Source organism: Halomonas colorata (assembly GCF_014897985.1).
Lineage (GTDB): Bacteria > Pseudomonadota > Gammaproteobacteria > Pseudomonadales > Halomonadaceae > Vreelandella > Vreelandella colorata.
In genome coordinates this window covers 55,818-75,085 of sequence record NZ_JABUZA010000019.1, presented here as the reverse complement: position 1 = coordinate 75,085, position 19,268 = coordinate 55,818, and the positions used below count along the sequence as shown (strand labels likewise).

The window sequence follows — 19,268 nt, the reverse complement described above, 5'->3', positions numbered from 1 at the left end:
AATAGTGCCTAAATTTGCAATTTTTTATCAGCTCAAGTGAGCGTTGACGAATATCGGTAATTATTCAGACCTTCCTTATCTTCATTATGGCAACACAAAAACCTATACACGTAATACTAATTAAGAAGCATTGCAATGATGCTTAATAAAACAGGCTAGATGCCAATTAAATAGGAAAACGCCTTACAAAATGCAAGGCGTTTTAAACTTGAATTTACTATCTTTGAATTTAATGATTGTTTAGAACAAGTAACGAGCCCCGGTTAACCAATACACGTTGTCGGTCAGCTCGCCCAAGGTAGTACCTCGGTTAACGCTAGGCGCATCGCCATCAGCCACTTCGACAAACACATCAAACGATGAGGAGACCTTATAGTAAGTGCCCGCCGCCCAGGCATTGCTATTATCCTGGCTGTCTCGCTTAACATTGTAGTAGTCGGCCGTAAATGCCCAGGGCCCTGTTGAGTAGGTGCCGCCTAACCCTACGGTGTCAAAGCCACCGCCATAAACATCGCTTTCATCTTGGGTTTCATACCCTAAGCGCGCCGCCAATTGATCAGTGAACTGGTAACTGCCAATCAGGCCATAGAGCATTTCGCCATTGCCGCCGCCACGCACCACATCTTCAACAGCACCTAGCCCAATTTTGAGCGGGCCTTTCTGATAGCGCACACCACCCTGAGCGGCCACTACACTCCCCTCTCCGCTTTGCTCTTCAACCGTCAAGCCGCGCTCGCTGTAGTGCTTAAGCTGCACAAAGGTAGTAAAACCATTGAGCTCTGGCGTGTAGTAGCCGATAGAGTCGCCACGCGACTGTATACCCGATGACTTGAACAGCAGCCCACGGTCCAGGTAGACGTCAAACGGCAAGGAAACGAACTGCGCATAAAAGCTATCGAAGCTACCTGCCTGAAACGTTCCGTATTGCTTGCTTGCCAGACCAAGGTAGCTTTGGCGAATTTCATTAAAGCCTTGGTTTGTATTGCGCTCATCGCCGGTAAAGCGCCACTCCAGCCGACCAAATGCGGTTAGATCGGAGGTGACCTCATGGCTCATTCGAAAGCCCAAGCGCGAATACACATCAACGAACTCTGCGCCGTCATCAATTTTATTGCCGTTGCTATCGAACTCGGCCCCGCCACCGGCGATACCCATGGAAATACGCCCATAGATATCTAACTTTGTACCATCCTGATCATACACTGTGGTTGCCTGGGCAGCGCCGGCCCACAAGGTACCTGCTACAGCGGTTGCCAATAATACTTTCTTCATCTTGTTCCCTTATTTGCTTTCAATAACCCAGTGGCTAATAACCTGGCAGCTAACAACCTGGCAGTTAAAAACTTAGCCGCGATTAGCCCTACGCTTTTAATATGCTCAAATAAAATTTAGTAATGAAAATCATTTAAAAATTTAAGCGCCACGAATGTTATAAAATAACGATTTGAAATGAAAGCAAAATGTCATCTAAATGCTATTTTTTTGTAACCCACAAACCAAAAAAACCGGCCTCAAAAGAGGCCGGTTCTATTAGGTCTGCTAGGCAGGTACCCTTTAAAGCATGGCAGTTAAGCCAGGCTTAGAAGTGGTAACGAGCGCCTGTCAGCCAGTATACGTCTTCAGTCAGGTCAGGAATTACGTCACCCAGATCGGTGTCGCTGTTGATGCGGTTAGAGGCATCAGCGTCAGCAACTTCCAGGAACACGTCAAACGCGCTGGAAACTTTGTAGTAGCTGCCCAGAGCCCAAGACTTGCTGGTTTCTTCGCCGTCACGCTCTACGTTGTAGAAATCGCCGGTGAAAGCCCAAGGACCAGTGGTGTATGTAGCACCCAGGCCAACTTTGTCGAAGCCGTTCTCGTCGCTAGCAGTACGCAGATCGTAGCCGCTGTTGTTGTCACGAGTTTCGTAACCCAGGCGAGCAGAGAACTGGTCGGTGAACGCGTACTGACCGATCAGGCCGTACATCATTTCGCCGTTACCGCCGCCACGCTGTACATCTTCAACAAAACCCAGACCTACAGTTACCGGACCTTGTGCGTAACGAACACCACCTTGCGGTGCAACAACTGAACCTTCAGAAGTTTGCTGAGCTTCAGTCAAGCCGCGCTCGCTGTAGTGCTTCAGCTGCAAGAAGGCAGTGAAACCGCTCAGGTCAGGCGTGTAGTAACCGATAGAGTCGCCACGCGACTGTTTCGGGTGACCAGCGAACTCAAGGCCTTGGTCGATGTAAACATCGAACGGCAGAGAAACGAACTGGTTGTAGAAGCTGTCAAAGTTACCGGCTTGGAAAGTACCGAACTGGTCGCTTTGCAGACCGAGGTAGCTCTGACGAACTTCAGTAAAGCCAGACTCGGTGTAACGCTCGTCGCCCTTGAAGCGCCACTCAAGACGACCGAAAGCGGTCAGATCGCGAGTAACTTCATGGCTCATGCGCAGGCCAAGACGTGAGAAAACGTCTACGAACTCAGCGCCGTCGTCGATGCGCTCACCAGCACTGTTGAACTCGGGGCCGCCACCGGCGATACCCATGGCGATACGGCCATAGACGTCAAGCTTGGTGCCGTCCTGATCATATACAGTGGCGGCTTGAGCGGCAGCAGAAGCGCCCAGGGCACCAATGATAGCAGTCGCTAAAAGTGTCTTTTTCATGATGTAGGTTCCTTAACTAGCTTACTGTTTCGATCGTAGCTGCCGGGCTTTTTTAAAGAGCCTTCAGCAGTTGGCTTGTGGGCTATGCTCGTTTTTCGCATCCGTTGGTTTTTCCCAGCGGTATGTGGCACATCCTCAATCAAACCTTGTTATAGTCCAATGCTCGCAGGTCAAACTCTATACCGGGATTCCAGGGAACGCAATAGAAAAAAACAGTGTTCTCTTACGATTTATGCTTTTTTATGGAACCCATGGGGTGCATGTGAGTCTCAGCGCACTTCGAATTTCTGCTGCAAGCCCTTTAACTTGTCTTCCAAGCTAAGTGGCTTTTGTGGCTCATTTTTTTTAGCTTCTGAATGCACATCATTGCTAGGTTTATTTTTCTTAGGCGCATCAACCTTTTGTTCTGTTTCATTTTTAGGGTCTATTTTGGCTACCTCTTGCGCGCCCTTTAACTGACCCTTCGCTTGCTTTTCGTGACGCTTGTCACTGGCGTGCATAGAGGCTTCTTTGTCGACCTTTCCCGCTGGCTGACCGTCCAAATCAATACGATCCACTCCTTCACGTACTGATTTCAGATAGCGCGGCAAGTTAACGTAGTTGGCCAATGTGCGACGAATCAACTTTCCAGACCAAGGTTCTCGGGCGGTAAGGTCCTGATGAATACCTATTTTTAAAGGTTTGGTGTGCCCTTTAAAGAAAGCCTGCGGGTAACGCTGGTACCACTCTTTCAAAAGGCTGTGGGGTGAGGGCTGCTCAACAACAGGAGCTTGAGGCGCAACCTCTTCTTGCGCCTCCTGCGCTTGCGGAGGATCTGCAGGCTCAGGAACAACCTGCTCCGCTGCGTTTGGCTCAGGCGTTGTGGGCGCTGCTTCAGGTGCAAGCGCCTCTTGCGCAGATACACTAGGCTCGTCGAGCGTTTTTTGTAGCGTTACGGCTTGCTCTACTAACTGCTGTTTTAGCTGCGCGTTTTCATTACGCAGGCTTTGTAATTCGCTTTGAGCCTGCTCAAGGCGAGACTCTAAGCTATCTAGTAGATGCATTACACTGGCGGTCATACCCACTCCTTTGACCTTTTTCAGTCAGCGTTGCGCTCATAAACCACAAAATCGTACGGTGGCTTGCCTTCGGAGGGTGTTCCAGCAACACGCTGTACTTCCCGCCACTCATCTGCTTTCAACTCAGGGAACTCAGCGTCACCGTTCACTTCGATATCGACTTCGGTAACATAAAGCCGCTGGGCGTACGGTAACGCCTGACGATAAATCTCTCCCCCACCCATTACCATAATTTCTTCAGCAGCATCTATTGTTGCCTGCTGGTCGGCCAATGCTAGTGCAGCGGGTAAGTCATGACAGACCCGCACCCCGTCGGGCGCAAAGTCTTTATTACGCGTTACGACTATATTAAGCCGGTTAGGCAATGGCTTGCTAATGGAGGTGTATGTTTTACGTCCCATTACCAGCGGTTTTGCCTGAGTCATGCGTTTGAAGAACTTAAGATCTTCAGGCAGGTGCCAGGGCAGATTACCCTCAACACCGATCACTCGGTTTTTCGACATTGCCACAATCATGGCAACGGGCACCAGAGGTTCGATCTCGCTGTTATAAGAACTATCGTAAGAACCGTTATAAGAACTCATACCGCTACCTTGGCTTTTATATGAGGGTGAGCGTCATACGCTTCTATCTGGATATCATCAAAGCTGAATTCGAACAGATCACTTACCTGAGGATTCAGCACCAGCTGGGGTGCTGTTTTTGGCTCACGTGTCAGCTGCTCTTTCGCTTGCTCAAAGTGGTTACTATAAAGGTGCGCATCACCCAACGTATGAATAAACTCGCCCGGCTCAAGCCCTGTTACCTGCGCGACCATGCTTAATAACAGTGCATAGCTTGCGATATTAAACGGCACGCCAAGGAAAATATCAGCACTGCGCTGATAAAGCTGACAAGACAGCCGGCCATTCGCTACATAGAACTGGAACAAACAGTGGCAAGGCGGCAGCTGCATTTCATCGACCTGAGCGGGGTTCCAGGCGGACACAATCAGACGGCGCGATTGAGGCGTCGTGCGAATCTGCTCCAGCACTTTGGCAATCTGGTCGACACTTCCCCCTTTGGGGTCCGGCCAGCTGCGCCATTGATAACCGTACACAGGGCCCAGGTTGCCGTTTTCATCGGCCCACTCATCCCAGATGCGCACACCATTTTCCTGAAGATAGGCAATGTTGGTGTCGCCTTTCAAGAACCACAGAAGCTCGTGAATGATAGAGCGCAAATGCAGCTTTTTGGTCGTTAACAGTGGAAAGCCACGTGATAAGTCAAAACGCATTTGGTGCCCAAACACCGAACGAGTGCCCACTCCGGTGCGGTCGTTGCGGTCCACTCCGTGCTCCAATACGGTGCGCATTAGATCCAAATACGGCTGTTCAAGCGCGGGCTGGGCGCTGGTGTTCATGGTCATATTTGACGTAGGCGTTGTAACGGTCACAAGGTTTCCAAAAATTGCAGGCGATATAGGGAGGTATTCTAGGCTGCCAGCCTGCGAGGGTCTAGCGTGGGGAATTAATGGCGGGTGGTAGCGCGTGGTAACGAACGCATGGGGCGCATGAATAAAACATCCGCGTTGTTTTCGGTTCCGGCGGCCATTCGCGGGTGCGCTAACGCTTACACCGCGCTACGAAACTATTTAACCAGGTGGTTGCACAGACCGTAGCGCGTTAATGAATTAACTTCTTAAACTTTGGCATCTACTGGCTGTGAACGAGACCACGCCATGAGCACTAAGCCTAACGCGATCATGGGCAGGGTTAGCAGCATGCCCATGGTGACCCAGCCAAACGCGATAAAGCCGATATGCGCATCCGGCATGCGCACAAATTCGACCATAAAGCGGAAGATGCCGTAGAAGAGTAGGAACAGGCCGGAGACGAAGCCGCGGGCGCGCGGCTTGGCAGAAACCCACCAAAGAATAACAAACAGCACTAAGCCTTCAAGCACCGCTTCATAAAGTGCGGAAGGATGGCGAGGCTCCGGCCCCATGCCGGGAAAAGGCATGCCCCAGGGTAGCGAGGTAACACGCCCCGGCAGTTCGTGATTAATGAAATTGCCAATTCGGCCAGCCCCCAAACCAATGGGCACGAGCGGTGCGATAAAGTCGGTCAGCGCAAAGAAAGCAAGCTGCTTGCGGCGCGCAAACCACCAGGCTGCCAAGAGCACCCCTAACAAGCCGCCGTGGAAACTCATGCCGCCATCCCACACTTTGAAAATCCAGAGTGGATCAGCGGACCACTGCCCTAAACCGTAAAAAAGCGCATAGCCTAACCGCCCGCCTGCCACAACGCCGATAGCGCAATAGAATAATAAATCGCTAATATCGTCCTTGGTAAGCCCGACGCGGGCAGCGCGCCTGCAACCTAACCACCAGGCGGCGACAAATCCCACCACATACATCAAGCCATACCAGTGCACTTGCAGCGGCCCAAGGGAGAACACCACGGGGTCAATTGCTGGGTAGTTAATCATCGAAATACTCTAGTCACTCAAGAAGAAGAAAATGCAGCGCGATTATGGTGCCCACTAGGCTAATACAAAGCGTAAGCCGACGACTGTTAACAGCAGGGCGAAGCATAACCTTAGTACATGGGCGGGCAAGACGTGGGCAAGGCGAACGCCAATGCGCGCAAACGGAACGCTAGTTAACACAATTCCAAAAAAGGCCGGCCACATAACAAACCCGGTGGCCCAGGCAGGCAGGAGTGGATTGCCCCACCCCATGATAATAAAGGTGAGCGCCCCGACCGCCGCAATGGGTAACCCGCAGGCGGCAGAGGTGCCTACCGCCTGGGTCATCGTCGCACCACACCGGGATAGCCACGGCACTGTCATAGCGCCGCCGCCAATGCCAAATAATGCTGAAATAGCCCCCACCACCGCCCCGGCCACCGACATAGCGATTCTACCCGGCGCCACGAACCCGGGCTTGGGGGATAAACCAAACACCATTTTAGTGGCCAGGAGCAAAACGAAAATTCCGAACAGCATGCCCAAGACAGTGCCGGAGAGATTTCCGGCAATAAACACGCCGCCAATCGCGCCCATCATGAGCCCAGGTAATAGCGCCAAAAACCATGCGCGATGAACGCTGCCTTTGCGATAATGCCCAAGCGCTGAAGACGCCCCCGTTACCACAATGGTGGCAAGCGACGTGCCTACGGCCAGATGCATGGTGATTTCTGATGGAATATTCTGCAGGCCAAAGGCAAACATGAGGACAGGAACGATAATAATACCGCCACCGACACCGAATACCCCTGCCATGGTGCCCGCCGCCGCGCCCAACCCCAGGTAGCCGAACAACATAGCCATTGCGCTCATGAATTAGGCGCCTTAATGGGCGCGCCGGGCAGCCATTTTGAAATCATGCCGAGTAACTTTTCAGGTTGATAAGGCTTGGTTAGCAAATCGTCCATGCCCGCTTCTTCGCACTCAGCAACCCCGGCATTGTCAGCATTGGCCGTTAGGGCGATGAGAATGCTGCGATGGTTTCCGCTTTTTTGCTCGTAGGCACGCCAACGGCGGGTGGTTTCCAGACCATCCAGGGTGGGCATAAAAATATCCATAAAGACTAAATCAAATAACGTGGCTTGTTGGCGCTCAAGCGCTTGTTCGCCACTGCTCACCCCTTCCACGTTCAGGCCATGTGCTTCCAGCATTTGCCGCGCCAGCATCAGATTGACAGGACCGTCATCAACGACCAGCACGCGCAACGGGCGGCTTTGCGTTGTTGCCACGGCGGGCGTGGGATCATCATCATTGACGCTTTGATACACCAGATTGACGAGCAACGCGCGCACGTCCGCCAGACGCTCACGCATATTCAGAACCTGTTGACGGCATGCCTGGCACTCGTCATTTTCCAGGATATGACCTAAATGATCACTGAGATCATGCGTCTCACGCTGAAGCAACGCCAGGTAACCTGACTTTAAGCGCGACTCTTCTCTGGCACGGTCACGCCCGGCAACGAGATGTTTAAGCTGCTGCTGTTGGTGGTGAAGGTCATCTAGCAACGCCTGCTCGTGATCATCTTTGGCATGTTCGGCGGGATTACTTAACCGCTGGGCGCCGCTAATAGTGTGTTCAAGCCCTGAGAGCAACTCGTTAACTCGCGTCAGGCGTTTCAATGGCCGAACGTAGCTTATAGCGATGGCGGGAGTGGTAAGCGCGTTATCCGGCAGCATTTGTGCTATGGCGAGCCTCAGTGCTTCACTGTGACGCTCAAGCCCTTGTAACTCTTGCATAAAATGCGCATCTTTCTGTTTGGCACGCGCTTTCACCAACATCAGAAACGCACATACGTTCATTGAGCTGCCCAGCAGCAGCGCAAGCGCCAACCACAAGGTAGTGCTCCACGAAACTTGGCTGGGTGACATCCACCAAACGGCGAGACCTACCAAAAGGCATAGCACGATCAGCGCTGTCTGGATAAGTAGCATTGGCCAGAGAATCGGCCAAATGATGGCATTCCAGAAATGCTCTTCGCGATGGCGTTGCATGCGTTCGCGCCTTCCCAATTGGCTTAAGTCAATTCACACCGATGTGGTGATGAGCGTTACGTTACTTGCACAAGTGTACGACTATCTAAAGTGTACGACTATCTCAAGTGTACGACCATGCCCTGTAGCTGTCATGCTGCGCTTGTAATCGTAGATGTAATGAAGCTGTAGATAATGACCCATGTTGGCAGTTTGAGGACACCCTATGTGCTTGATGGCTTTCGCCTGGCAGCCTAACACAGCGCTACCTTTACGTTTGGCAGGTAATCGCGATGAGCGCCATGCCCGACCAACGGCAGCGTTACATCACTGGATGGATAGCCCATCTATTTTAGGTGGGCGTGACCTTGAGGCGGGCGGCTCATGGCTTGCGGGAATAAAGGGTGGCCGAGTGGCCGTACTTACCAATGTTCGCGATATGGCGTTAGTCACACCCGCTGATGCGCCCAGCCGAGGTGAACTCGTTGCTAACGCGCTTCAATGTGATGATATTGAGCAGTGGCTGACAGACCTTGTCCACCGCAAGGCTGATGACTATGCCGGGTTTAATTTGCTGGTCGCTACCCCCCGCCGCCTTTGGCACCTCCACCGCGGTCGGCATGGCGTTACGCTTAACGATGTACCGCCTGGCGTGCATGGCCTTTCCAACGCGGATCTAAACTCACCCTGGCCCAAGCTTCAAAGCGTACGCGGCGCACTTGAGCAAAGCTCAATGGATAGCTGGCGCTACCAGACAGGCCTGGCGCTGCATGACTCCCAGCAGGCGCCAGACGCCCAGCTACCTGATACGGGGGTCGAGCTGGCACTGGAGCGCCAGCTCTCCGCTGCGTTTATTGTCGGTGAAACCTATGGCACGCGGGCAACGACCTGGCTAACGCTTAATCAACAGGGGCATATCGCCATCACAGAACAGCGCTTTGGGCCGCTGGGCCGTTTCGAAGGTGAAACAACCCTTAGCGTATAGCTGCTTAATCCCTTGGGGGGAGTAAGTGAGACAGCTGCCACTCATCCATACGCTTGTTAATATGCTCATGTACTTGGGCGGGGGTATCCAAGGCCATGATTTCTGTTAACAGCGCCTTGGCATCGAGAAGCGTTACCCGACGAATAGCGGCGCGCACTTTGGGCAAGCTTGGCGCGTTCATTGAAAGCCCGGTGAAGCCCATCGCCATCAGCAGCAAAGCACCGGCAGGATCACCCGCCAGCTCACCGCACAGCGAAATAGGCTTATTCAGGCGCTTTGCATCCTGCGAAAGCTCCTGCAAAGCACCTAACAGCGCAGGATGCAGGGCGTCGTAAAGGCTGGATACCCTGGGGTTATTGCGGTCAACCGCGAGCAAGTACTGGGTCAGGTCGTTACTGCCGACAGAGAAGAAGTCGACCCGCTTGGCCAAGGCATCCATCTGGTAGATAGTCGCGGGGACCTCGATCATCACGCCCACTTTGGGGCGCTTGATGGCTATGCCCTCTTCTCCCAGCTCAAGAATCGCGCGATCCAGCAGTCTTAATGCCTCATCGACCTCCTCGACATTGGTAATCATCGGGAAAAGCACATAAAGGTTATTAAGACCGTGGGAGGCTTTCAGCATAGCGCGTAGCTGCACCATAAGCACTTCGGGATGATCCAGCGTTACGCGCATGCCGCGCCAGCCAAGGAAGGGGTTGGCTTCTTCGATCGGGAAGTATGGCAGGTCTTTATCACCACCAATATCGAGCGTACGCATGACAACCGGCAGCGGCGCGAATCCTTCCAACTGCTCGCGATACATACGCATCTGCTCTTTCTCACCGGGAAAGCGCTCGGTGATCATAAACGGCACTTCGGTACGATAGAGCCCTACGCCCGCAATCCGGTTTTTAAGCAGCGCGGCAGCATCGACGGCCAAGCCCGTATTGACCAACAGCGGCATCTCGTAGCCGTCTTGAGTAACGCTAGGCAGATCCTGCTCGTGCTCAAGAAGCTCACTGAGCGCCTGCTCTTCGGCAATTAGGCTTTCATAGCGTGATTTAAGATCGGCCGCCGGGCGTACAAATAGTCGGCCACGATGTCCATCCAGCACCACCGGGGCACCATTGAGGCGCGGCAGCGGCAAATCGACCATGCCCAGCACCGTGGGAATGCCCATGGCGCGGGCCACAATGGCCACATGCGAGGTGCTTGAACCACGCACTGACACCAGCCCTTTCAGCTTATCGCGGGGCACTTCTCCCAGCATGGCAACGCTAATCTCATCGCCGACCAAAATGGCGTTATCAGGATAGGTTTCCGGCGTTGAGGGGGTATCTTCTTGCAGGTGGGCCAGTACCCGGCGGCCGAGGTCGCGAATATCAGCGGCACGCTCGCGTAGGTAGTCATCATCCACCCGCTCTAGGTATTGCACGTGGCGCCTTACAACATCGGCTAGCGCCCCAGGAGCCCACTGGCCTTCGCGAATGCGCTTTTCAACTTCTTCGGAAAGCGCCGCTTCGCCCAGCATCTGCTGGTAGACATCGAAAAGCGCCAGCTCCTGGGAGGAAATACGATTTGCCAGACGCTCTGCCGCCGAACGAATTTCATCTCGCGTTTTCCCAATCGCTTCTTTTAGCCGGGCAATCTCGTAGGCTTCATCGCTGGGTATCAGGTCGGGCACGCTATTAAGGTCAGCGGGCGGTGTAATAACCACGGCTTCGCCCATGGCAACACCCGGGGAAGCCGCCACCCCTTTGAACATCGCCTGCCCGCCGGGCAATGCTGGGCGCGCCAGATTCCCCGTTGCCAGTGCGTGGGCTAAAACGCCCGCCAACTGGGCCGCCATGGTGACCAAAAAGGCTTCGTCTTCGTCATCGTAGCGACGCTTTTCGGCTTGCTGAACAACCAATACGCCCAGCATATGGCGCTGGTGAATAATCGGCACACCCAGAAAGCTTGAATAGCGCTCCTCGCCAGTGGCTTCAAAATAGCGAAAGAGCGGATGCGTCCGAGCATCTTCAAGGTTTAAAGGCTCGCTACGCTTGGCGACCATGCCGACCAGCCCTTCGCCTAGCGGTAGCACGACACGGCCGACCGCCTGCGTACGTAACCCAATGGTTTCCATCAGCACTAGCGACTCAAGCTCCTTATCATAAAGATAAAAAGAGCATACATCGGTCTGCATAGCCTTACGGATACGGCGTACCATCGTCGATAGCGCGGCGTCTAGGGTGCGGGCGCCGTTCACTTCCTGAATAACACGACGCAGTACCTCAAGCATGGACGTTTTACTTTTCACTATTGTTTGCCTCGCTGAGGATCTTTTCGACAGACTTTCACGGCTCATCCAGAGCCGTGGAGCACGCGTTATCCTTCGTCATTTTGTGCCAGACGCTGAACCCGGGGAGAAAGCTCCCTTAGCGCGCGTCGATACACCTCTCGTTTGAACGGTACCACTTGACCAAGCGGGTACCAATAGCTCACCCATCGCCACCCATCAAACTCCGGTTTGGGTGTGGCCGTCATACAAATCTGATTTTCCTGGCAGCGAATCTTCAGCAAGTACCATTTTTGTTTCTGACCAATACACACTGGCCGCGAATGTGTGCGAATCATGCGTCGTGGCAGACGGTAGCGTAGCCAACCCCGGGTACAGGCAACAATATCAACATCGTCGGCGGTCAGGCCGATCTCCTCAAAAAGCTCACGAAAAAGGGCTTGTTGTGGTGTCTCGCTTGCTTTAATGCCCCCCTGGGGAAATTGCCACGCATTTTGTCCTACACGACGCGCCCAAAGCAGTTGTCCCTGGCTGTTGGTAATAATGATGCCAACATTGGGACGAAAGCCGTCAGCGTCGATCACGGACGTCACCTTATTAAATTTTCAGTTGTCCCCATTTTTCCACAAGGGTGACAAGCGTATCAATACAATATAACGCTAAGTGATTAATGCTTGCCCGCTTTGGTGGGAAAGGACTTAGGACTCTGCGATAATCCGCCCTTTTGTTTCACCGTCCATACTTATCCATTTCTACCTATTCCTTCATACCTATAAATTAACGACGACTATCGACTATATAAGGGGAGCGCCGTGAGTCTGGCTATTTTCGACCTGGATAATACGCTGATATCCACCGACAGCGATCATGCCTGGGGGGAGTTCTTGCTTGAGCAAGGCGCGGTGGACCCGATTGCCTATCGTGAAGCCAATGAACGGTTTATGGCCGATTACAAGGCCGGCACGCTGGATATGGCGGCGTTTCTGGAAGTAGCGCTAAAGCCTCTGGCAGACAACACGCCTGAACAGCTGACCGCTTGGCACCAACAGTTTATGGTCAGTAAAATTGAGCCGCATATTTTACCCAAAGCCGAAGAGCTGCTGGCTCGCCACCGCACTAAAGGCGATACACTGCTGATCATCACCGCGACCAACCGCTTTATTACCGCCCCGATTGCCGAGCGTTTAGGCGTTGATTATTTGATAGCGGTCAATCCGGAAGTGGCAAACGGCCGTTATACCGGTCGCGTCTCCGGCGTTCCCAGCTACCGGGAAGGCAAAATTACCCGTTTGCATGAATGGCTAGAAGACAAGGACTTTACGCTGGACGGCGCGTGGTTCTATAGCGACTCGCACAATGATCTTCCCCTGCTTGAAGAGGTTGACCACCCGGTAGCCGTCGACCCGGACGATACCCTTCGCCAAGTAGCCGAAGAGCGCCAATGGCGGATTATGAGCCTGCGCGGCGAATGAACAGACCACTGACCATGTTCGCTTTACCCGTTAGCAACCATGCGGAGTAATCCGGCATGACCTTCGACCCACCTCCCATACTCACCCTGACCATTGCAATTGCCGCGGGTGCTGCCTGTTATCGTATTACGTCAGGGTTTGAGCACTCGTAGCGCGTGGTAACGAATCTTGCGAGGCACGAGCAGGAGGCACCAGCGAATGGCGGCGCCAAGCCGTCTTGGCCGTGGCACCTATATTCGACTTCTGCACCATATCGCCCAACCCCGGCATCGCTGCGCAATGCTTCCGCGGGTGCGCTGGCGCTTACCACGCGCTACGATTTGGCACCGCACCACGTTTTGGCGATAAACCCGTAGCGCGTGGTAACGAATCTTGCGAGGGACGAGCAAATGAGGCACCCGCGGATGACGGCGCCAAACCGCCTTGGCCGTGGCACCTATATTCGACTTTTGCACCATATCGCCCAACCCCGGCACCGCTTCGCGCTGCTCCCGCGGGTGCGCTGGCGCTTACCACGCGCTACGATTTGGCACCGCACCACGTTTTGGCGATAAACCCGTAGCGCGTGGTAACGAATCTTGCGAGGGACGAGCAAATGAGGCACCCGCGGATGGCGGCGACAAGCCGCCTTGGCCGTGACACCTATGCTCGACTTTTGCACCATATCGCCCAACCCCAGCACCGCTGCGCGCTGCTCCCGCGGGTGCGCTGGCGCTTACCACGCGCTACGATTTGGCACCGCACCACGTTTTGGCGATAAACCCGTAGCGCGTGGTAACGTTTTGCGAGGGACGAGCAAATTAGGCACCCGCGAATGGCGGCTGTTAAGACGCCCTGGCCGTGGCACCCAGCAAGATTCGGCAATAAAAAACCCCGCAAGCAAGCTTGCGGGGTTTTGAAGTTACTGGCAGAGCCAGCAAACGCGTTTAGCCGAGCAGGTGCTCAACGGCTGCGCGCTCTTCACGCAGTTCTTTCTCGGTGGCTTTCATCTTCTCTTGGCTGAATTCGTCAAGCTCGAAGCCTTGAACGATTTCGTACTTGCCACCCTGGCAACGAACCGGGTAGGAGTAGATGATGCCTTCTTCGATGCCGTAGCTGCCGTCAGACGGAATCGCCATGCTGACGATACCATCGGTGCCCAGCGCCCAATCACGTACGTGATCGATGGCGGAAGAAGCGGCAGAGGCTGCAGAAGACGCACCGCGGGCTTTGATAATCGCCGCACCGCGTTGCTGAACGGTGGGGATAAAGTCGTTTTCGTACCAGTCACGCTCGACCAGGTCTGTGGCGGCTTTGCCGTCAACTTTGCACTGTGCAATGTCCGGGTACTGAGTGGCGCTGTGGTTACCCCAGATAATCATGTTTTCAATATCAGTAACATGCTTACCGGTTTTCTGAGCCAGCTGCGTCAGCGCGCGGTTGTGGTCCAGGCGCGTCATCGCCGTGAACTGGCCTTTATCAAGATCCGGCGCGTTTGCAGATGCAATCAGCGCGTTGGTGTTGGCCGGGTTACCCACTACCAGCACTTTAACGTCACGGCTGGCGTGGTCGTTCAATGCCTTACCTTGTACAGAGAAGATCGCCGCGTTCGCTTCCAGCAGATCTTTACGCTCCATACCCGGACCACGCGGACGAGCACCCACTAACAGCGCGAAGTCAGCATCTTTGAACGCAACGTTTGGATCATCGGTGGCAACAATATCTTGCACCAGCGGGAAGGCACAGTCGTTGACTTCCATTACCACGCCGCCCAGTGCATCCATTGCCTGCGGAATTTCTAGCAGTTGAAGAATGACGGGCTGATCCGGTCCCAGCATGTCGCCAGCGGCAATGCGGAAAATTAAAGAGTAGCTGATCTGGCCGGCACCGCCGGTAATCGCAATACGTACGGGATCTTTCATCATTGCTCCTTGGTTGGTTCGCCTTAGGATGGGTCGACAGAACTCAAGATGCCAAGATGTTATGCTCAGTTATGCAAAAACTCAATCATACATACGATGAGTTCTGCCATTCAAACGTTCGCTTGGCACTCGCCGCCAGCCATGAGTTACGTTATGGTGTGATGCGTTAGCTCATCCTTGTGTTAATACGGACATAGACACCTCATGCGACGTATCCCCTACTCTTACGCCCTCGCCAGCGCCTTGGTATTGGCGCTGGTTATTTGGTTAGCACTTGGTGATTTTCAGCGTTTTCAAACCACCGCACCGGAAGCCTCTTCCACCGCTAATGATAGCGCCCTGCGTGTTGAAGTAATGGAGCAGCAAAGTACGCCGTTTATTCCCCAACAGGTGATTCAGGGACAACTAACCGCTGAGCGCGAAACGACGCTGCGCGCTAATGTAGCGGGCTACGTAGTGGAAAAACCGATTGCGCAAGGACGTAGCGTCGCTGCCGGCGATACGCTACTGGTACTGGATAACGACGCGCTTCCCGAACGTCTGCAACAAGCCCGGGACGAGCTTGCCGTTGCCCAGTCCGAATACGCTGGGGCGCAGAGTTTGCGCCAGCGCCAGCTTATCTCCCAGCCGGAGCTCTTGCGTTTACAGAGTGCGCTTAGCGCGAGCACTGCGGCAGTTGCGCAATTAGAAAAGCAGTTAAATGATAGCCGACCCTCAGCGCCTTTTGCAGGCGTCCTCGACAGAGTCCAGGTAGAGCTTGGTGACCTGCTGCAACCTGGCGAAGAGTGGGGACGGCTAATCGATGATCGGCGTTTGACCGGCGCGGCCTGGGTCTCGCAACAGCAGGTAGGCGAGCTTACCGTTGGCCTGCCGGTTACCGCGCGTTTATTAAACGGCGATCATTTGGAGGGCACGCTGACCCATGTCAGCCATCGCGCGGATGAATCAACGCGCACCTTTTATATCGAGGCAACACTTGATAATCCCCGCCAGTTGCACTTGGCCGGCGGCAGTGCTGAACTCACGATTACCCTTCCGCCTCGCCAGGTGCATACGCTTTCACCGGCACTGTTGAGTTTAAACGAGGAGGGCCAGCTTGCGGTTAAGCATGTGGATGAGCAGGACCGGGTTCAGCAAACACAAGTGCAGCTCATCAGCGCCGACATTCAACGCGCTTATGTTACGGGTCTGCCTGATCCGCTACGCCTGATTACCCTGGGCGCCGGACTAGCCAACGTAGGCCAACAGGTAGCGCCTGTGGAAGTCGACCGCGCCACCATCATGAATGACACCGCCGCTAGCCAGGAAAGCGTTCATGCGCCCACTTATTAATGCCGCGTTAACGCATACCCGCACCACTCTCTTACTGCTGGTAGGCTTGGTTTTTGCGGGCGTTGCCGCATGGCAGGCGATTCCCAAAGAAGCCAATCCGGATGTCACCATCCCGATGATTTACGTCTCGCTGACACTTGAAGGCGTAAGCCCGGAAGATGGCGAGCGGCTGCTGATACGCCCCATGGAACAGGAACTACGCGGCATTGAAGGCCTGCGCAAGTTCACCGCCCAGTCCAGCGAAGGCCACGGTTCGATCACGCTTGAGTTTGATGCAGGCTTTGACCCAAACACAGCTCTTTCCGATGTACGCGAACGGGTAGATATAGCGCGCAGCAGCCTGCCTAATGAGGCAGAAGAACCTCGCGTTATGGAGGTCAACGTTTCCGAGTTTCCGGTGCTTACCATTGGCCTTTCGGGGCGCCTGGATACTCGCGAACGGCTTACCATTGCCCGGCGTCTGCAGGAAGAAATCGAAGGCATCGCTGACGTTCTGGAAGTGGATATTGCCGGTGATCAGGAAGACCTGCTGGAAATTGTCGTCGACCCGCTGGTACTGGAAAGCTACGGCGTGGACTTTGACGCGCTCTTTAATCAGGTGTCGCGCAATAACCGGCTGGTAGCCGCGGGTAGCCTGGATACCGGCGCGGGCCGTCTGGCGTTAAAAGTACCGGGCATCATCGAGTCGTTAAACGACGTGATGAATATGCCGGTTAAAGTTGATGGTGATCAGGTCGTCACGTTTGGCGACGTGGCCTGGATTCATCCCACCTATAAAGAGCCCCAGGGCTTTGCGCGTATTGATGGTCAGCCTGCAGTCGTGCTGGAAATTTCTAAGCGCGCTGGTGCCAATATTATTGCCACCATTGAAGCGGTACATGAGCGCATTGCCCAGGCGGGTGACCTGCTGCCCGAAGAACTCCGCCTGACCACGATTCTAGATGAGTCGACCACCGTACAAAATATGCTCTCCGAGCTATTAAATAACGTGCTTACGGCGGTGGTGCTGGTATTGATTGTGGTGGTGGCCGTGATGGGCTGGCGCATGGCGCTGCTGGTAGGCTTGACCATCCCTGGCGCTTTTTTGACCGGCATTCTACTGGTCTGGATGTTTGGCTTTACCCTCAACATTGTGGTGCTGTTTGCACTGATTTTAGTCGCGGGCATGCTGGTTGATGGAGCGATTGTGGTGAGTGAGCTGGCTGACCGCCACTTGCATGACGGCCAGCCACCCCATGAGGCTTGGCTAAACGCGGCGTCGCGTATGAGTTGGCCCGTTATTGCGTCTACTGCCACTACGCTTGCAGTGTTTATCCCGCTGCTGTTCTGGCCGGGCGTCGTTGGCCAGTTTATGAAATATCTGCCCGCCACGGTTATTTTGTGCCTGCTGGCTTCGCTGGCCATGGCGCTGGTGTTTCTTCCCACGCTTGGTCGGCTGTTTACCCGCACATCGCCCAAAAACAAGGGCGCCACGCTTCCCGATGCCACCACATCGCTGGGGCGTGGCTACCGCCGCTTGCTGGGCAGGCTGTTAAAGCACCCGGCCTGGGTGCTGCTGTTTTCCGTATTGACCATCATGCTGCTTTATACGGGCTACGCTCGCTTTAATCATGGCATCGACTTCTTCCCCAACGTTGAGCCCGATAGCGCTCAGGTACTGGTGCGGGCGCGGGGAGACTTTTCAGCCACCGAAACCGACGCAATTTTACAGCGAGTTGAGGCGAGGCTTGGCAATATGAGCGAGGTCGAAGCGCTTTACGCCCGCTCTTTTGCGGTGTCAGACCAGCAGCTAGGCAATGATGTGATCGGCATGCTGCAATTTCAGTTTATCGACTGGTACCAGCGCCGCCCTTCCCGGGCCATTTTAAATGAGATGGCAGAGCGTACCCAGGATATTCCCGGCATCGTGATGGAGTTTCAGGAACAGGAAATGGGCCCAGGGGGCGGCAAGCCTATCGTGCTTGAAGTTAGCGCGACCGATCCGGCGATTGCCGAAGCTGGCGTCGAGCAGTTGCATGGCTTAATGCGCGAACTGGGCGGCTTTGTGGATATTCAGGATAACCGCAGCTTGCCCGGTGTGGAGTGGGAGATTAACGTAGACCGTGAAGCTGCCGCCCGTATGGGCACTGACATCACCACGATCGGCAGTGCGGTTCAGCTATTAACCACCGGCCTGGAAGTTGCCAACTATCGCCCCCCGACCGTAAGTGACGAAGTGGATATCCGCGTCAGGCTACCCGAGAATTGGCGCACCCTTGATCAGCTTGGGCGTTTAACCATTAACACCGAGCGCGGCCAGGTGCCTATCTCTCACTTTGTGACCATGACACCAGCGCCCAAGGTCGGCACCCTTAACCGGATTGATGGACGGCGGGCGATTACCGTTGAAGCTGACCTGGCTCCCGGCTACCTTGCCGACGAACGGCTGCGCGCACTGTTTGCCGCAGGCAGTGAACAGCTGCCGGATGGTCTGATGGTCAACGTCGCTGGCGAACAGGAAGACCAGCAGGAGTCGATGCAGTTTTTGGTTGGCGCCTTTTTGATCGCGATTGCATTAATGTCGCTGATACTGGTTACCCAGTTTAATAGCTACTATCAAGCGCTGCTGGTGCTCTCGGCCATTGTGTTTTCAACGGCTGGGGTATTGATGGGCTTGCTGATCACCGGCCAAGCATTCGGCATCGTGATGGTCGGCATGGGGGTGATCGCGCTGGCGGGCATTGTGGTGAACAATAATATTGTCTTGATCGATACCTATAACGAGCTGCGCACCGAAGGGATGACCCCCGCAACCGCAGCGCTGGAGGCGGGCTGTTTACGCCTACGCCCGGTCTTGCTCACGGCCATTACCACGGTATTAGGATTAATGCCCATGGTGCTGGGTATTAATGTGAATCTCTTCGCCCCTGCGCTGGGCTTCAACGCGCCCTCGGCCCAATGGTGGACACAGATGTCGAGCGCCATCGCCGGTGGCTTAACCTTTGCCACCGCCCTTACCCTGTTGCTTACGCCGTGCATGCTGGTAATTGGAGGGAAGCTACACCGTAAAGGCAAAGCGTAAAAATAGCTTGGCTAGGCGGCTTCGCCGCCATCCGCGGGTGCCTCGCCGTTCGTTCCTCACCGCTC

15 protein-coding genes are annotated in these 19,268 nt (G+C 54.4%); 4 read left to right on the top strand and 11 right to left on the bottom strand.

Annotated elements, in window-relative coordinates:
• Positions 1-240 precede the first annotated feature (240 nt).
• From INT33_RS11285 to INT33_RS11250, 8 genes are all read right to left on the bottom strand, one after another.
• Positions 241-1,272 carry a porin gene (locus tag INT33_RS11285; protein ID WP_193091910.1) on the bottom strand — a complete coding sequence of 344 codons (1,032 nt, stop codon included), beginning with the start codon at positions 1,270-1,272 and terminating at the stop codon, positions 241-243.
• A gap of 307 nt (positions 1,273-1,579) precedes the next feature.
• Entirely contained in the window at positions 1,580-2,650 is a 1,071-nt protein-coding gene (locus tag INT33_RS11280) for a porin (protein WP_193091909.1), read from the bottom strand.
• A gap of 269 nt (positions 2,651-2,919) precedes the next feature.
• A complete protein-coding gene (locus INT33_RS11275; protein WP_193091915.1) occupies positions 2,920-3,708 on the bottom strand; it encodes a ProQ/FINO family protein in 789 nt (262 codons plus the stop codon).
• Positions 3,709-3,728: 20 nt separating this feature from the next.
• Positions 3,729-4,292 (bottom strand): dihydrofolate reductase, encoded by a 564-nt coding sequence (locus tag INT33_RS11270; protein ID WP_193091908.1) that lies wholly within the window; start codon positions 4,290-4,292, stop codon positions 3,729-3,731.
• Entirely contained in the window at positions 4,289-5,116 is an 828-nt protein-coding gene (locus INT33_RS11265; RefSeq protein ID WP_193091914.1) for a thymidylate synthase, read from the bottom strand. The genes INT33_RS11270 and INT33_RS11265 overlap by 4 nt, the downstream gene beginning before the upstream one ends.
• A gap of 272 nt (positions 5,117-5,388) precedes the next feature.
• A complete protein-coding gene (gene lgt / locus INT33_RS11260) occupies positions 5,389-6,177 on the bottom strand; it encodes a prolipoprotein diacylglyceryl transferase (RefSeq protein ID WP_193091907.1) in 789 nt (262 codons plus the stop codon).
• Between the two features lie 54 nt (positions 6,178-6,231).
• Positions 6,232-7,029, bottom strand: a complete 798-nt coding sequence (locus INT33_RS11255) for a sulfite exporter TauE/SafE family protein (RefSeq protein ID WP_193091906.1) — start codon at positions 7,027-7,029, stop codon at positions 6,232-6,234.
• Positions 7,026-8,210 (bottom strand): response regulator, encoded by a 1,185-nt coding sequence (locus INT33_RS11250; RefSeq protein WP_193091905.1) that lies wholly within the window; start codon positions 8,208-8,210, stop codon positions 7,026-7,028. The genes INT33_RS11255 and INT33_RS11250 overlap by 4 nt, the downstream gene beginning before the upstream one ends.
• A 205-nt stretch (positions 8,211-8,415) precedes the next feature.
• Between INT33_RS11250 and INT33_RS11245 the strand changes: the two genes are divergently transcribed.
• Complete coding sequence (locus INT33_RS11245; protein WP_193091904.1) at positions 8,416-9,174, top strand: NRDE family protein; 759 nt, start codon at positions 8,416-8,418, stop codon at positions 9,172-9,174.
• A 4-nt stretch (positions 9,175-9,178) separates the two neighbouring features.
• On the opposite strand, the gene ptsP is transcribed toward INT33_RS11245, so the two are convergent.
• Complete coding sequence (ptsP, locus tag INT33_RS11240; protein ID WP_193091913.1) at positions 9,179-11,440, bottom strand: phosphoenolpyruvate--protein phosphotransferase; 2,262 nt, start codon at positions 11,438-11,440, stop codon at positions 9,179-9,181.
• Between the two features lie 86 nt (positions 11,441-11,526).
• Positions 11,527-12,021, bottom strand: a complete 495-nt coding sequence (locus INT33_RS11235) for an RNA pyrophosphohydrolase (RefSeq protein ID WP_018915529.1) — start codon at positions 12,019-12,021, stop codon at positions 11,527-11,529.
• A 228-nt stretch (positions 12,022-12,249) separates the two neighbouring features.
• Between INT33_RS11235 and INT33_RS11230 the strand changes: the two genes are divergently transcribed.
• Entirely contained in the window at positions 12,250-12,909 is a 660-nt protein-coding gene (locus INT33_RS11230) for a histidinol-phosphatase (RefSeq protein WP_192538931.1), read from the top strand.
• A 926-nt stretch (positions 12,910-13,835) separates the two neighbouring features.
• On the opposite strand, the gene INT33_RS11225 is transcribed toward INT33_RS11230, so the two are convergent.
• Positions 13,836-14,810 (bottom strand): malate dehydrogenase, encoded by a 975-nt coding sequence (locus INT33_RS11225; RefSeq protein WP_018915525.1) that lies wholly within the window; start codon positions 14,808-14,810, stop codon positions 13,836-13,838.
• A 204-nt stretch (positions 14,811-15,014) separates the two neighbouring features.
• Here INT33_RS11225 and INT33_RS11220 point away from each other — a divergent pair, with 204 nt between their 5' ends.
• The gene (locus tag INT33_RS11220; RefSeq protein ID WP_193091903.1) at positions 15,015-16,142 is read left to right on the top strand and encodes an efflux RND transporter periplasmic adaptor subunit; all 1,128 of its coding nucleotides are present in this window, start codon (positions 15,015-15,017) and stop codon (positions 16,140-16,142) included.
• A complete protein-coding gene (locus INT33_RS11215) occupies positions 16,126-19,203 on the top strand; it encodes an efflux RND transporter permease subunit (protein WP_192539851.1) in 3,078 nt (1,025 codons plus the stop codon). Before INT33_RS11220 ends, INT33_RS11215 begins: the two co-directional genes overlap by 17 nt.
• The last annotated feature ends 65 nt before the right edge of the window (positions 19,204-19,268 follow it).

What these genes read in the sequence shown, in the direction of transcription:
- INT33_RS11280 (WP_193091909.1), bottom strand. Translation starts at nt 2,650, where the DNA reads ATGAAAAAGACACTTTTAGCGACTGCTATCATTGGTGCCCTGGGCGCT.
- INT33_RS11285 (WP_193091910.1), bottom strand. Translation starts at nt 1,272, where the DNA reads ATGAAGAAAGTATTATTGGCAACCGCTGTAGCAGGTACCTTGTGGGCC.
- lgt (WP_193091907.1), bottom strand. Translation starts at nt 6,177, where the DNA reads ATGATTAACTACCCAGCAATTGACCCCGTGGTGTTCTCCCTTGGGCCG.
- ptsP (WP_193091913.1), bottom strand. Translation starts at nt 11,440, where the DNA reads ATGCTTGAGGTACTGCGTCGTGTTATTCAGGAAGTGAACGGCGCCCGC.
- INT33_RS11215 (WP_192539851.1), top strand. Translation starts at nt 16,126, where the DNA reads ATGCGCCCACTTATTAATGCCGCGTTAACGCATACCCGCACCACTCTC.
- INT33_RS11270 (WP_193091908.1), bottom strand. Translation starts at nt 4,292, where the DNA reads ATGAGTTCTTATAACGGTTCTTACGATAGTTCTTATAACAGCGAGATC.
- INT33_RS11225 (WP_018915525.1), bottom strand. Translation starts at nt 14,810, where the DNA reads ATGAAAGATCCCGTACGTATTGCGATTACCGGCGGTGCCGGCCAGATC.
- INT33_RS11250 (WP_193091905.1), bottom strand. Translation starts at nt 8,210, where the DNA reads ATGCAACGCCATCGCGAAGAGCATTTCTGGAATGCCATCATTTGGCCG.
- INT33_RS11275 (WP_193091915.1), bottom strand. Translation starts at nt 3,708, where the DNA reads ATGACCGCCAGTGTAATGCATCTACTAGATAGCTTAGAGTCTCGCCTT.
- INT33_RS11265 (WP_193091914.1), bottom strand. Translation starts at nt 5,116, where the DNA reads ATGACCATGAACACCAGCGCCCAGCCCGCGCTTGAACAGCCGTATTTG.
- INT33_RS11220 (WP_193091903.1), top strand. Translation starts at nt 15,015, where the DNA reads ATGCGACGTATCCCCTACTCTTACGCCCTCGCCAGCGCCTTGGTATTG.
- INT33_RS11255 (WP_193091906.1), bottom strand. Translation starts at nt 7,029, where the DNA reads ATGAGCGCAATGGCTATGTTGTTCGGCTACCTGGGGTTGGGCGCGGCG.
- INT33_RS11245 (WP_193091904.1), top strand. Translation starts at nt 8,416, where the DNA reads ATGTGCTTGATGGCTTTCGCCTGGCAGCCTAACACAGCGCTACCTTTA.